The sequence below is a fragment of the Mesorhizobium sp. M0618 genome, from assembly GCF_040320765.1.
Lineage (GTDB): Bacteria > Pseudomonadota > Alphaproteobacteria > Rhizobiales > Rhizobiaceae > Mesorhizobium.
Genome location: NZ_JAMYQH010000005.1, coordinates 233,281 through 247,625 on the forward strand (window position 1 = coordinate 233,281; position 14,345 = coordinate 247,625).

The 14,345-nt window shown below is 63.8% G+C and carries 12 protein-coding genes; 8 read left to right on the forward strand and 4 right to left on the reverse strand.

From position 1 onward, the window contains the following. Nucleotides 1–2: 2 nt before the first annotated feature. Together NKJ04_RS08490 and NKJ04_RS08495 are read right to left on the reverse strand one after the other, a co-directional pair. Nucleotides 3–1,484: an HAL/PAL/TAL family ammonia-lyase gene (locus tag NKJ04_RS08490; protein WP_352554757.1), complete on the reverse strand. Its 1,482-nt coding sequence runs from the start codon at nucleotides 1,482–1,484 to the stop codon at nucleotides 3–5. Further along, nucleotides 1,481–2,482: an ornithine cyclodeaminase family protein gene (locus NKJ04_RS08495; RefSeq protein ID WP_352612594.1), complete on the reverse strand. Its 1,002-nt coding sequence runs from the start codon at nucleotides 2,480–2,482 to the stop codon at nucleotides 1,481–1,483. Before NKJ04_RS08495 ends, NKJ04_RS08490 begins: the two co-directional genes overlap by 4 nt. 121 nt (nucleotides 2,483–2,603) lie before the next feature. Between NKJ04_RS08495 and NKJ04_RS08500 the strand changes: the two genes are divergently transcribed. The 7 genes from NKJ04_RS08500 (at nucleotide 2,604) to NKJ04_RS08530 (ending at nucleotide 11,889) form a co-directional block, all read left to right on the forward strand. Continuing rightward, a complete protein-coding gene (locus NKJ04_RS08500) occupies nucleotides 2,604–4,037 on the forward strand; it encodes a DHA2 family efflux MFS transporter permease subunit (RefSeq protein ID WP_352674322.1) in 1,434 nt (477 codons plus the stop codon). 268 nt (nucleotides 4,038–4,305) lie between these two features. Next, nucleotides 4,306–5,292, forward strand: a complete 987-nt coding sequence (locus tag NKJ04_RS08505; protein WP_352674324.1) for an ABC transporter permease — start codon at nucleotides 4,306–4,308, stop codon at nucleotides 5,290–5,292. A gap of 60 nt (nucleotides 5,293–5,352) precedes the next feature. Next, nucleotides 5,353–6,378 (forward strand): sugar ABC transporter substrate-binding protein, encoded by a 1,026-nt coding sequence (locus NKJ04_RS08510; protein ID WP_352674325.1) that lies wholly within the window; start codon nucleotides 5,353–5,355, stop codon nucleotides 6,376–6,378. A 77-nt stretch (nucleotides 6,379–6,455) separates the two neighbouring features. Then, nucleotides 6,456–8,579, forward strand: coding sequence for an ABC transporter permease (locus NKJ04_RS08515; protein WP_352674326.1), 2,124 nt, complete (start codon nucleotides 6,456–6,458; stop codon nucleotides 8,577–8,579). Beyond that, a complete protein-coding gene (locus NKJ04_RS08520; protein WP_352554760.1) occupies nucleotides 8,576–9,625 on the forward strand; it encodes an SMP-30/gluconolactonase/LRE family protein in 1,050 nt (349 codons plus the stop codon). The genes NKJ04_RS08515 and NKJ04_RS08520 overlap by 4 nt, the downstream gene beginning before the upstream one ends. After that, a complete protein-coding gene (locus NKJ04_RS08525) occupies nucleotides 9,625–11,121 on the forward strand; it encodes a sugar ABC transporter ATP-binding protein (protein WP_352554761.1) in 1,497 nt (498 codons plus the stop codon). Before NKJ04_RS08520 ends, NKJ04_RS08525 begins: the two co-directional genes overlap by 1 nt. A 360-nt stretch (nucleotides 11,122–11,481) precedes the next feature. Then, a complete protein-coding gene (locus tag NKJ04_RS08530) occupies nucleotides 11,482–11,889 on the forward strand; it encodes a carboxymuconolactone decarboxylase family protein (protein ID WP_352554762.1) in 408 nt (135 codons plus the stop codon). 4 nt (nucleotides 11,890–11,893) lie between these two features. Here NKJ04_RS08530 and NKJ04_RS08535 read toward each other — a convergent pair whose 3' ends face one another. Together NKJ04_RS08535 and NKJ04_RS08540 are read right to left on the reverse strand one after the other, a co-directional pair. Next, entirely contained in the window at nucleotides 11,894–12,781 is an 888-nt protein-coding gene (locus NKJ04_RS08535) for an amidohydrolase family protein (RefSeq protein WP_352674338.1), read from the reverse strand. Continuing rightward, nucleotides 12,781–13,917, reverse strand: coding sequence for a vWA domain-containing protein (locus NKJ04_RS08540; protein ID WP_128303424.1), 1,137 nt, complete (start codon nucleotides 13,915–13,917; stop codon nucleotides 12,781–12,783). Before NKJ04_RS08540 ends, NKJ04_RS08535 begins: the two co-directional genes overlap by 1 nt. Nucleotides 13,918–14,108: 191 nt before the next feature. Between NKJ04_RS08540 and NKJ04_RS08545 the strand changes: the two genes are divergently transcribed. Then, nucleotides 14,109–14,345 (forward strand): transposase (locus tag NKJ04_RS08545; RefSeq protein WP_352674327.1); only part of this gene is annotated, 237 nt, incomplete at its 3' end.

Genomic DNA, 14,345 nt, shown 5'->3' on the forward strand with positions numbered 1-14,345 from the left:
CGTCAGGCCGGCCAATTTCCACCGGCGAGCGCGGCGTAGAGCGCCTCGGCGTCGATGCCGAGCGGCCGGTCCTCCTTCAGAGCAGGGACCAGCGCGCGGATCGCCGTGTGAATTGCGGCGGTGCGTGGCGCTGGCGTGAAACCGTCGCGCAGGTCGACCGCTTGTGCGGCCGCCATCAGCTCGAAAGCGATCAGGCGGCGCCATAGCGCGATCATCCCGGCGCATTTCGCAACCGCCAGAGGTGTCTGCGTGGCGTGATCCTCGACGCCCTCCGAAACCGGAAGAAAGTCGAGCATCACCGGATTGGCCTTGTGGCGGATGGCGGCCAGGATCGAGGTCACTGTCTTCTGTAGCGGCACGAAGCCGGCCGAGGCGCCGCCGACCGGCGACAGATATTTCGGCAGGCCATTGCGGCCCGAACCGGTGAGCTGGATGAAGCGCGCGGCACTGGCCGCGGCACATTGGGCGATCGCCAGGCCGAGCGTCTCAAAGGCGAGCGCCAGTGCGGCGGTGTGGAAATTGCCGGTCGACAGCACCAGCTCATCATCGCCCAGCACCAGCGGGTTGTCGGCGGCGGCGTTGAGTTCGATCTCGACAGCCTGTCTCGCCTGACCGATCGCCTCGATCAGCGCGCCATGGATCGACGGCATGCAGCGGATCGACAGCGGGTCCTGCAAGGTGGTCGGCACCAGCGCCTCGTCGCGGACGAGCAGATCGTGCAGCACCTTGGCTGCTTCCTGCTGGCCGGCCGCCGGGCGCGCCATATGCAGGCGCGGATCGAGGATGGTGCGGTTGGCACCAAAACCTTCCATGGTCAGCGCCCCGGCCTGCTGTTGCTGGGCAAGGGCGGACAGCGCATCCGTCACCGCAAGCGCGCCGCTGCCGGCGGATACCGCCGAAGCGTTGATCAGCGACAGCCCGTCCTTGGGCGCCAGGCTGATAGGGGCGAGGCGCGCCATCATCAACGCCTTGGCTGCCGGCATGCGACGGCCCTGATAGTCGGCTTCGCCTTCGCCGGTGAGCATGCGGGCGAGTGCCGTCATCAGCACCAGGTCGCCGGCGCCGATCGAGCCGAGCGACGGCATGACGGGATGGACGCCGGCATTGAGCGCGTCGACCAAAGCGACGAAGACGAAGGGCGAAAGGCCGGAGCCGCCAACCGACAGCATCGCGGCGCGGGCAAGCATAGTAGCGCGCACGGCTTCGACCGGCAGCGCTTCGCCGACCGCGCCGTTGCGTCCCTCCAGCAATTGGCGCTGGAAAGCGCTGGCGTCGCCCTCTACAGCAGTGCCGAGATTGGCGCCGAGCCCGGTGTTGAGGCCATAGATCTGCTGGCCGGACGCGGCGGCCTGGTCAAGCACTTTTCGCGCCTTCTCCAGCCTGCCGATGACATCAGGTCCGATTTCCACCTTGCGCGCTTCGCGGGCGACCGCAGCGACATCGCCAATGCCGACGCCGGTTCCGGCGAGGACGAGCGCGCTCATGCGAAGCGCAGCCTCTGGCCGATACCTTGCACTTGCGCCTTGGCCAGCATCGCCTTGCCCAGTGCAATGTCGGACAGCGACAGGCCGCGATGCCAGAACAGGATCGTTTCGTCGTCGCTTTCTCGCCCGACTTTCAGACCGGCGGCGATCTGGCCGAGCTCGGCATGCAGCGTCTTCTCGCTCAGCCGCCCGGTCTCGACATGGGCGCGCAGTGAGCCGAACTTGCCGCCCTTGCATTGGCCCCAATCGTCGACGACCATTTTCTGCATGATGTCGGTCAGCGACAGTTCGACCGCGCTCATCGTGCCATAGGGCACGACCAGCGCGCCGGGCTTGATCCATTCGGTCTTGAGCAGCGGTTGCGGCTCCGGCAGCCGCGAGGCTTCGACGACGATGTCGGCGCCCTCGATGCAGCTCTTCCAGTCGGCCACCGCCGTCACCGTCTTGCCGAGATCGGCGGAGAGTTTGGCGGCAAAACCGTCGCGGCTTTCCGGGCGACGCGAATGGACGCGGATTTCGTCGAAGTCGAAGAGATGGTCGAGCAGGCGCACATTCCAGTAGGCGGTGCCGCGCGCGCCGATATGTGCCAGCACTTTGGAATTCTTTCGCGCCAGATGCCTGGCGCCGATGGCGGTGACGGCGCCGGTGCGCATGTCGGTGATGACGGTGGCGTCGAGGATGGCGCGCGGCGTGCCGGTGCGCGGATCGAACAGATTGAGGATGCCGAATTCGGAAGGCAGCCCGTGCAGGTAATTGTCGACATAGTCGCCGACGATTTTCACGCCCGCCGTGTCGAGCGGCGCGACGTAGCCACGCAAGACATTGAAATGACCGTGGAAGGACGGGTCCGGTTCGAGATGGACGCGCGGCTCGATCACCGTCTGGCCGTTGCCTTGCGCCACCAGGCCAGCCTCGACGGCAGCAATGATTTCGCCATCGGTCATGGCAAGGGCGTCGATGTCGAGGGCATTGAGGTAGTCGATATAGATGGGCTTCATGTTACGCGGACACTTTCCTCGGCCACCCCGTTCATCCCATAGCAGGCCGTGGCGGCACACGAAAGTTTGTTGCGACGTCTCTGGACGCGGCCGGTGAGATGCTGTTCAAACCGGTTCCGTCATGACTGCCATTCCCGAGACCGCAACCTTATCCGAAACGGCCACCAATGCGCGGCGCGTGGCGCTGATCGTCGCCATCGCCTTCTTCATGCAGTTGCTGGATTCGACGATCATCTCGACCTCGCTGCCGCAGATGGGCGCGTCCTTCGGCGTGTCGCCGGTGGCGATGAGCATCGGCATCACCGTATACATGCTGACCATGGCGGTGTTCGTGCCGCTGTCGGGCTGGCTCGCCGACCGGTTCGGGGCGCGAAACATCTTCCTGTTGGCGATCGTCCTGTTCACCCTGGCTTCGCTCGCCTGCGGCCTCTCGCAAACCCTGACCCAGTTTGTCGCCGCCCGTGTCGTGCAAGGGCTCGGCAGCGCGCTGATGACGCCGGTCGGGCGGATTCTCGTCCTGCGTAATGCGTCGAAATCCGAATTGCTCAACGCCACGGCGCTGATCACCTGGCCAGCACTGTTTGCGCCGGTGGTCGGGCCGGTACTCGGCGGCTTCATCACCACCTATCTGTCCTGGCACTGGAATTTCTTCATCAACATCCCGCTCGGCGTGATCGGGCTGGCGCTGGTCGCTCGCTTCATTCCGGGCGACCGTGAGGCTGACCCCAAGCCGCTCGACTGGCCGGGTTTTTTCCTGACATCGGCCGGACTTGCCCTGCTGCTCTATGGCCTTGAACGCATTGCTCATCCGGAGGACGGCGTGCTGCCGACAGCGCTGCTGATCGTTGCCGGCATCGTCATAGGCTGGCTGGCGGTACGGCATCTCCGGCGGGCGCCGCATCCGCTGCTCGATCTCTCCTCGTTCAAGGTGCTGACCTTCGCCATCTCGACATTGGCCGCCGGCACCATTTTCCGGGTGGCGATCAACGCCACGCCGTTCCTGCTGCCACTGCTGTTCCAGGTCGGCTTCGGCCTCTCGCCCGTCGATGCCGGCTTGATGATCCTGGCCTATTTCCTCGGCAATCTCGGCATGAAGACAGTAACGACGCCAACGCTGCGGCGTTTCGGTTTCCGCTCGGTGATGGTCGTCAACGGCATCATCGCCTCGGTCTCGATCATGGCTTGCGGGGCGGTCTCGCCGCAGACGCCACAGGCGCTGGTGGTGGCGCTGATGCTGATTGCCGGCCTGACGCGCTCGATGCAGTTCACCGCGCTCAACACACTGGCCTTCGCCGACATCGATGCGGCGCAGCGCAGCTCGGCGGCGACGCTATCATCGATGCTGCAGCAGGTGGCGATGCTGTTCGGCGTCGCGGTGGCGGCGGCGATCCTCAATCTGTCGCAAATAGTCAGGGACCGGCCCGCTCTCGATCTCGTCGATTTTCGAATCGCCTTCCTGGCGATCGGCGCCATCGGGCTGGTGGCGGCGTTGCGTTTTCTCGTGCTGCCGCCAAGTGCGGGCGCGGAGGTTTCCGGCCACTCGCCGGGGAACTGAAATCCAATTCTCCACCTGATGTGGAGATAAATTCCGTCTTGTCCTTTCGCCTTGGTGCCGCGCTTTCGCGAGTGGCCGCAATGGCGCAACCAATTGCCAAAAAACCAGAGTTTTCCACGCATTGCGCCAGCTTGGGCAATTGATGCATCCACTCGCTGAATATCCGCTGCCATCCGGGTTCGAGCGCGGATTCATTTGACGAACCGGCGCTGAGCCGATTAGCTTTCTTCCTAGGGATGGCAGCGCTGCCATCGGGGCAAACGCAGACATGAACATGATCGGCTGGCCGAATTTCAGGAGCCTGAATCAGGAAGGCATTGTCTTTGCCATCGCGGTGGTGCTGTTCGTTGCAGCGGCCATCGGCCTGCCGGGCTTCATCGACCCCAACAATCTCGTCGCCATCGTCCGCTCCGTGTCGGTGCTGGGCATCCTTGCGCTCGGCATGGCCGTCGTCATCATCGGCCGCGGCATCGACCTCTCCGCCGTCGCGATCATGGCGATGTCTGTCGCCTGGTATCTGCAACTTCTGAATTCGGGGACGCCGGACGGGCTGGCCTTCGCCTATGTGCTGGCCGGTGTGCTGGCCATCGGCCTGCTCAATGGCTTTCTCGTCGCCTATGCCGACGTGCCGGCGATCTTCGTGACGCTGGCGACAGGCTCCTTCGTCTTCGGCTATGTGCGCTCGCAACTGATCACGCAGGATGCCGTGCCGGTGCCGCAGGGCCATTGGGTCGAGTTGCTCGGCGGCTTGCGCTTCCTCGATATTCCGGTCGAGGTGTTCGTCTTCGCGGGGCTGGCCTTCCTGTTCTTCCTGTTCCTGCGCTACACCAAATGGGGCCGCTACATCTATTTCGCCGGCGACAATCCGGTCGCCGCCCGCAACATCGGCATTCCGGTGCGGCCGATGCTGGTGCTGCGCTATGTGCTCTCCGCCCTGGTCGCACTGGTCGCCGGCCTGCTGACGGCGGCGAGCCTGCATTCGATCAACACCCGGGTCGTCAACTCAACGCTGCTCTACGATATCGTGCTGGTGGCGGTGATCGGCGGCATCGGCCTGTCCGGCGGGCGCGGCGGGGTGCGCAACGTGCTGGTCGGTGCGGCACTGATCGGCATCCTGCTCAACGCCATGACCATCATCGACATTCCGCTGCTCTACCAGAACCTGATCAAGGCAGCGATCCTGCTCGGCGCCATCATCGTCGACGGCATCATCAATCCACGTGACGAGCAGACCGCCCAGCAAGGCGATATCTAAACCTACCGCGGACGGTTGGGGCCGGCCGTGAACAGCAACAGCAAAAACAGAGGATCTGACATGAAACTGATCAAGACACTTATGGCCGCCGCCACGGCGCTTGCCGTTACCACTTTCGTGGCGCCAACCTTTGCCGCCGATGATCCAGGCCCGGCCGCCTATGCGCAGGCGCTCAAGGGCAAGCGCGTCATGCTGGTGCCGCTGGCGATGGGCTTCGACCTGGCGCAGGGTTGGTCGCATTACCTGAAGACAGAAGTCGAGGCCTGGGGCGGCGTATTCGAGACGCGTGACCCGAACTGGGTCGTCGATGCCGGCGCGCAGGCGATCACCGACGCCATCTCGTCGGACACCAGGCCGGACGTGCTGATCATCCATGCGCCGGACCTCAACTCCTATTCCAAGCTGATGAAGAAGGCGCAGGCCGCGGGCACCTACGTGATACTGGTCGACAATCCGGCGAACTTCCCGGCTGATGCCTTTGTCGGCAGCGACTGGGACCGGCTCGGCCAGCTCGAGGCCGAAGCGGCGATCAAGGGCTGCGGCCCGAACTCGTCAAAGAAGATCGGCCTTGTGCAGGGTGACCAGGCCAACTCCTCCAGCCTCTATCAGTATGCCGGCATCATGAAGGTGCTGGACAAGAATCCCGACTTCAAGGTGGTGGCAAAGCCCGATTCAAACTGGGATGCGACGACCTCGCGCAACGTGACGACGACGATGCTGCAGCAGAACCCGGACATCTGCTCGATCATCGATTTCTGGGATGGTGACGCCACCGGCGCGGCCGCCGCGATCCGCGACGCCAAGCTCGACGGCAAGGTGTTCCTGGTCACCACGGGCGGTGGCGAGAAGGCGGCCGATTGCGACAAGCTGCAGGACGGCACCTATGGCGCCGTGGTGATGACCGATCTTGCTCGCCAGTCGGGCGACATGAACGCGATCATCAAGTTCCTGCTGCAGAGCGGCCAGCCGGCCGGCACCTCGCACACCTACATCTACACGCTGGAAAAGGCGACGACCAAGGCCGACCTGAAGCCCGACAGCTGCTGGGACCTGAAGGCGCTGCAGGCGCAAGCGGCTGCGAAATAAGCCGATCCTTGCCAACACCGATCAACGAGGTGGCCGGATTGCCCGGCCACCTCTTTCTCATGGAATAGCAGCTGCCGATGTCCTTTCGCGAACGCCTCCAGTCCTGGCGCTACAATCTCGTGCCCGACCATGTCGTCGGCGAGATCCTGACCAAACGCTGGACCGACAACGCCATTCCGTTCCTGGCGCTGGTGGCGACGCTGGCAACCTTCGGTTCGATCATTCCCGGCTTCTTCAAGCTGACGGCGCTGCAGGAATCGACCCGCCAGCTTGGCGAGTTCTCGATGGTCGTCACCGGCATGACGGTGGTGATGCTGGGTGGCGGCATCGACCTGTCGGTCGGCTCGATCTTCGCGCTGTCCTGCTTTTCCGCCGTCTATGTTTTCTTCATCCTCGAACAGTCGATCTGGCTGGCGCTGGCTGCGTCGCTGGCCACCGGTCTCATCTTCGGCGCCATCAACGGCTACCTTGTCGGCTATCTCAGGCTGCGCGCCTTTCTGACCACGCTGGTCACCTTCATCTTCGGCCGGGCGCTGTTCGACATCCTGGTCACCACCTATGCCGCCGACGTACAGCTCTCGACCGCCGCATCGGATGTGCTCGACTTCATCGGCGACAGCACCTTCTGGGGGCTGTCCGTCTCGGTGTGGCTGGCAATCATCCTGGCGATCATCACCCACATCGCGCTGACCCGTTCGCGGCCGGGCTGGCATGTGCTGGCGGTCGGCGGTTCGAGGCGCTCGGCGCACAATGCCGGCATCCGCGTGCGCCGCACCGTGTTCATGACCTACGTCTTCTCCGGCTTCTGCGCCTCGATCGGCGGCTTCCTCATCGCCTGCCGGCTGAGCGGGGCAGGGCCGGGCACGGGCCTCAACCTCGAGATCATGGCGCTGACGGCGGCGGTGGTCGGCGGCGTCAGCCTCGGCGGCGGGCGCGGCTCGGTGATCAAGGGCCTGATGGGCGCCATCATCGTGCTGACCATGACCAACGGCCTGATCCGGCTGGGCTACGGCACCGGCACCAACCAGATGGTGCTGGGCATCATGCTGGCGGTGGCGGTGACCATTGACATTCGCTGGCTGAAGAACCGCCACAAGGTGCTCAACGAGGTCTATGTCGCGCCTGTCTATCTCAGAATGGGCGAAACTCAGTCGGCCGCACCCGGCTCGGGCACGCCCTACGAGCTTGATAACAGGCTGTCGGCAGCCGACCATATCGGGCTTGGCGAGCTGGAGGGGCCGGAGGATGTCATCCTCGACCGCGACGACAATCTCTATTGCGGCACGCGCCATGGCGAGATCGTCCGCTTCTTCGCGCCGGATTATGTCAAATCGGAAGTGTTTGCCCATATCGGCGGCTTTCCGCTCGGCCTCGCCTTCGACAAATCCGGCAATCTGATCAGCTGCGTCGGCGCCATGGGGCTCTATTCCGTCTCACCGGATCGCGAGGTCAAACGCCTGTCGGCGGAGACGTCGCGCTCGTGGACGTCGATCGTCGACGATGCGCGGCTGCGTGACCCCAATGACTGCGACATCGCACCCGATGGCCGCATCTATTTCACGGACTCGACCAAGCGTTACGACGCGCATGACTGGGCGCTGGATTCGATCGAGAACCGTGCCACCGGCCGGCTGCTGGTCTACGATCCCAAGGACGGGTCGACCAAGACCTTGCTCGACGGCTACCGCTACACCAATGGTGTGTGCATGGCGCATGACGGCAAGTCGCTGTTCTTCGCCGAAAGCTGGGCCTGCCGCGTGCATCGCTACTGGCTGGAAGGGCCGAAGGCCGGCACCGCCGAATGCGTCACCCGCGATATGCCGGGCTATCCCGACAACATCAACCGCGCCTCCGACGGCAATTACTGGATGGCGTGGCTTGGCATGCGCACGCCGAGTTTCGACCTGTCGCTGCGCCACCCCGACATGCGCAAGCGCATGACGCGGCGGCTGCCGCAGGACGAATGGCTGTTCCCCAACATCAACACCGGCGGCGTGGTGAAGTTCAACGAGAAGGGCGGCATCGTCGAGGCGATGGGCGACCTCACCGGCGGCGCGCACCCGATGGTCACCTCGATGCGCGAGCACAAGGGATATCTGTTCGTCGGCGGCATCCTCAACAACCGCATCGGCCGCTACAAGATTTCAGGCGCAGACCCGAACTGGACCAGCCCCGCTTCCTATTGGGGAGCAAAGCCATGATCCTCGATCCTGTGCTGGACCTGTTTCGCGGCAAGGCGGTGACCATCCCGCCGCTCGATGGCGCTTTCCGACCCAACACATTGCTGGATGACGCGCCGGCTTTTACTGAGCTGACCGAGCCGGACAATCTGCTGGTTGCCGATGGCAGGCTGCTGGCCTCCAGCGGCAACGCAATCTATTCGATTGCTGCCGGAACCGAGCCCAGGGTTGTCGAAACCTTTCCGTCTCCGGTCACGGCGCTGGCGCTGTCGCCATCGGGCGAACTGACGGTGGGGCTGGAAAGCGGCAAGCTGCTGATATCAGGCAAGGAGGTTTCGCTGCCGGCCGAGATCCGCTGCATAACCGCGCTTGCCTACGCGGATGACGGCACGCTGTGGCTGGCCAACGGCTCGGTCGAGCATGCTCCATCGCAATGGGCCGCCGATCTGATGAACAAGGGGGCTTCCGGTTCGCTCTGGAAGCGAGACGCAGCAGGCGGTGATTTCCGCAAGGTCGCCGGTGACATTGCCTTTCCCTATGGGCTGCATCCTGCAGGCAGGGATGTGCTGGTCAGCGAAAGCTGGCGTCACCAGCTCATCCGTTTCGACGGCGCGACTGGTAACCGCTCGACGGTGCTGACGCATCTGCCGGGCTATCCGGCACGGCTGTCGTCCTCCGCCGGTGGCGGCGCCTGGCTGACCCTGTTTGCGCCGCGCAACCGGCTGATCGAATTCGTGCTGCAGGAAACGCACTACCGCCAGGACATGCTGAACCAGGTGCTGCCGGCCTACTGGATCGCGCCTGCACTGGCCTCCAGCCGCAGCTTCCTCGAGCCGCTGCAATGCGGCGGCATCCGCACCATGGGCATCCACAAGCCGTGGTCGCCGAGCCGCTCCTACGGGCTGGTGGTCAGGCTCGACCAGAAGATGCAGCCGCAGTTCAGCCTGCACAGCCGCGCCAACGGCACGCGCCATGGCATCTGCAGCGTTGCGGAAAAAGACGGCCTTCTGTTCGTCGCCTCCAAAGGCGGCGACTGCATCCTTTCCGTCGCCATGGGAGGTTTCTGATGGAACCGATCGTCCGTCTGGAGAATGTCACCAAGAACTACCGCGGCGTGCCCGCGGTGAAGAATGTCAGCTTCGACCTGCGCAAGGGTGAGATCCATGCGCTGCTCGGCGAAAATGGCGCGGGAAAATCGACGCTGACCAAGATCATCGCTGGGGTGGTCGACGCCACTTCAGGCAAGATGTTCCACAAGCGACAAGAGATCGCCTACGCCTCGCCGCACGCAGCGCTTGAAGCCGGCATTGCGATGGTGTTCCAGGAGACGAGCCTGGTGCCGTCGATGACGGTGGCGCAGAACCTCTATCTCGGCACCGAAAAGTTCCTCAACCGGCTGCGCGGCACCTACATTTCGGCGCAGCAATTCCTGCAATCGCTGAACTTTCCCGTCGACCCGAACGCGATGGTGGCGACGCTGGGTGCTGCCAAGCGGCAGATGGTCGAGATCGCGCGCGCGGTGCACCACAATGCCGAGATCATCATCTTCGACGAGCCGACGGCGACGCTGACGCCGGAAGAAAAGCGGCACTTCTTCGCGTTGATCCGCCGGCTGAAGGCGAGCGGCGTGTCGATCGTCTTCATCAGCCATGCATTGGAAGAAGCGCTTGATATTGCCGACCGCATCACCATTCTGCGCGACGGCGAGCTTGTCATCACCGACGACACGTCAGCCTTCGACCGCGACCGGATCGTCGCCGCTATGGTCGGGCGCACTTTGTCGGGGCAGATCTACCGCCAGCGTGACGAGGCAAAGCTGCGCAAGGCGGGCCGGAAGGTGCTGTCGGTGCAGGACATCTCGATGAGCAATGTCGTGCGCAACACATCCTTTTCGATCTTCGAGGGCCAGATCACTGGCGTGTTCGGGCTGATCGGCTCCGGCCGCACCGAGACATTCAAGATCGTTTCCGGCATCTACAAGCGCGATTTCCTGCGCGGCGGCGCCATCGAGCTGGACGACAAGCCCGTGCGCTATCTCGTACCAAGCGAAGCGGTGGCGGACGGCATCGTCTACGTCACCGAGGACCGCAAGAGCGAAGGCATCTTCGAGACGATGGGCATTGCCGAAAACCTGTTCGGCGGACTGCTGGCGGCGGGCCGCGAAAAGGCCTGGGTGATCAACGCGCAGGAGATGCGCGCACTGTCAGCCGAATGGACGAAGACGCTGAACATCAAGGCGATCAACGACAATGCGCGGGTGGTCGAACTGTCCGGCGGCAACCAGCAGAAGGTGGTGATCGGCAAGGGGTTGGTGCAGCAGCCGCGCATCGTCATCTTCGACGAGCCGACGCGCGGCGTCGATGTCGGCGCGATCGCCGAGATCCACCAGATCATCAACCGGCTGGCCGACGAGGGCCTTGCCGTCGTCGTCATCTCGTCCTACCTGCCGGAGATCATGAACCTGTCCGACCGCATCCTGGTCTGCCGTCAGGGCCGTATCGTCGAGGAGTTTTCGCCGGCCGAGGCCACGGAGGAGAAGATCATGTACGCTGCGGTGCATTAGGGTTCTGGCCGATGCGTACGTCGATAATTGGCGCGCACGTCCATCCCTTCGTCATCCACGGGCGAAGCAAGGAGCGTAGCGACGCGGCGCAGACCCGAGGATCCATGCCGGGACTCCGTAGCGCTGCTGCGGTGCAGAATTCTGCTCCGTTGCACTCCGCGGCTGACGTCACGGAATGGATCCTCGGGTCTCCGCGACGGCGCTTCGCGCCTGCTTCGCCCTAGGATGACGAAGTTTAGGTGCCTCGGCTAATCTTCAACGCTATTGCGCCAAAAACTGAGTCAAAGAAGCTGGTTAGCCGCCTTTGCTCGAAACTTGATTCAACGAGCCAGTTCATCGATCGAAAGGAAAGGAAATACCATGGCCACCACAAGACTTCTGAGCGACGCCGAGGTCGAAAAGATCCCGGCCGTGAAGGCCGTCTTCGATGACATCCGCGCGACGCGCAAATCCGATTTCGTCAACAATTTCTGGCGCGGGCTGGCCAATGATCCCGCGGCGCTGAAGCGGATCTGGGAACAGTTGAAGGTGGTGATGGTTGCCGAGAGCGCCATCGATCCGTTGACCAAAGAGATGATCTACATCGCGGTGTCGACTGCCAATGGCTGCTCGTACTGCGTCCATTCGCATACGGCGGCAGCGCGAGCCAAGGGCATGACCGATGCGCAGCATGGCGAGCTGGTGTCGATCATCGGATTGGCTGGGCAGACCAACCATCTGGTGACGGCGATGCAAATCCCGGTCGATCCGCAGTTCGAGGTTAAGTGAAGCGTCACACCGGCCGGTAAACCTTCTCCGCCGTGTTCCAGAAAATATCCGCCTCCGCCGCCGCGCCATGGTTGGCCACCGCATTGCGGTGCGCCTTGATCAGCTCCGCGTGGCTGGTCCATAGCTTCTCGATCGGGAAGTTCGAGCCGAACATCAAATGGTCGGCACCCAGGATCTCGATCGTGTTGTCGACGATGTAGGCGATCAGCGCCGGGTCGTTGCGGTGGACGAAGGTGCCGAGGCCGGAGAGCTTGGCGTAGAAATTGGGCGCCGCCGACAGCGTGCGCAGGCCTTCTTTCCAGGCTTCGGTGGTGTCCGGTTCCATGCCGGTCAGCATGCCGGCATGGGTGAGGATGAAATTCGTTTCGGGGTTCTCGCCGACCAGCGTCAGCCCGTCCTTCATCTGGGCGGGGAAAAGCTGCAGGTCGAAGGACAGGCCATAGTCCTTGAGCCGCGCCACATTGGCGCGCACCTTCGGGTCGATCACCTGGTCGGCCGAGGCGGCGAAACGGAAGGCCGGTGTCTCGTGCCAATGCAGCTGCATGCGCACGCCGCGCAGCAGCGGATATTTCTTCAAGCGATCGATCTGGGGCCTGATATCGTCGACGGTCATGTCGGTGTAGCCGACGATGGCATGCGGCCAGCCGGTTTCGTCGGATGTCTTCTGCAGGAAGGCGACTTCCTTCTCGAAATCCTCCTTGGCCCAGTTGGTCTGGACATAGACGGCCTTCTCGACGCCCGACCCCTTCTGGTCTTCGAGAAACTCCTCGATCGGATAGTCGCGGCGGATCGGCTCGTAGGGACCAAAAATACGCGGCACCATCGGCCCGACCAGCCAGGGCTGGTCCTTTTGGCGCCAGATGTGGAAATGCGCCTCGATGGTTTTCTGCATCATGAAACCCTCCTCCAGATTGTCGCCGCCGCCGGAGCAGGGCGGGCGAGCGACAGGATGAAATCGGTGAGGCCTTTCACCGACGAGCCGTCGACGAGGTCGTCCAGCACCGGCAGGATGGCGCGCAGTGCCGCCGTTGCCGGCCGGAAGCGCGGATCGCCGGCCAAGGGTGTGGCCAGCGACAGTCGGAAAGCGCGGGCGCTCAGCCGTCGCATGGCTGTCTCCAACTCGCCATGATCGCCGCGCTCCAGCGCGTCGGACAGGATCACGACCGTGGCACCGCGTGCAAACGACGAGAAGCGCGGCACCGAGAGGAAGGCGAGCAGCGTCGGCCCCATGCGGGTGCCGCCGTCCCAATCGTCAACCTGCGCGGCCGCGCGCGCCAATGCCTGATCGCGGTCGCGGATGCGCAATGCCGTGGTGATGCGGGTCAGCCGCGTGCCGAAGGTGAAGATCTCGGCGCGGTCCGCGCCTTGCACGGCGGCATGCGCCAGCTTGAGGTAATCCGACGTGTGCAGCTTCATCGAGCCGGACACGTCGATCAGCAGCAGCAGCTTTCGGGGGACGGTCTGGCGGCGGCGCAGCAGCGGCGAGGGCACGTCGCCATCGGCGCTGACGATTTCCCGCAGCGACCGGCGCAGATCGAGCTTGCCGCGCGAATGCGTGCGTACGGTGCGGAAGGAGCGGCGGGCGGGCAAGGCTGAAGCGAGTTTGCGGCGGAAAGCGGCAAGGCGGTCATCGTCACGCTGGAAGTCGCGGCTGCTCAACTGCTCCAGTGCCGAGGACAGCTCGCCGCCCTCTTGGGTTTGTTCGGCTTCGATCCGTTCGTCGTCGGCGCCGCCATCATCCTTGATGCGGGTTTCCTCGTCGGCGTCGCCTTCCACCACGGCGGATGTGTTGCCATAAAAGTGGCTCTGGAAATGCGCTTCGAATTCGTCGTGGCGGTCGGGCGGCGGCGCCAGCGTCGCGAGCGCCGCCTCGCGGATGTCTGCCATCGAGCGCGGCCCGAGCAATGTCACGGCCTGCATGAAGCTGGAGACCTGCTCGGGCGCTATGGCGAAGCCGTAGCGGCGCAGCAACCGGGCGAAGCTGAGCAAGGGCGCTGCCGCGCGGGGTAAGCTTGTTTCCCGCATCATTGCGTGGCGCCCCCCTCTGTCCTGCCGGACATCTCCCCCGCAAGGGGGGAGATCAGCAGCTTCGATGCTTCGCTCCGTTCTGCGACGCTGGAGATTGTCGAAAGCCGGAATGACAGCCAATCTCCCCCCTTGAGGGCCTGTTGCAAAATTGTGTGGATGTGATTCCCTGTTTTTGAAACGGGGATCTTGCGATGACGACGAAGCCGAGCGGTCAGTTCAGTTTTGTGGAGGCTCTGCTGCCGCAGGGTCTTGGTCGGAGCGGTCGCCTGGACCGGTTGTCGTTGCTGGTGAAGTGGTATCGCTTCGAGAAGATCCTGGCACGGCTGCGCTCGCCGGCCGGACCAGGCCGGCCTGCCTACAATTCGTTGGTGATGTTCAAGGCGCTTCTGCTGCAGTCCTTGTATGGACTGTCGGACAGCGAACTGGAG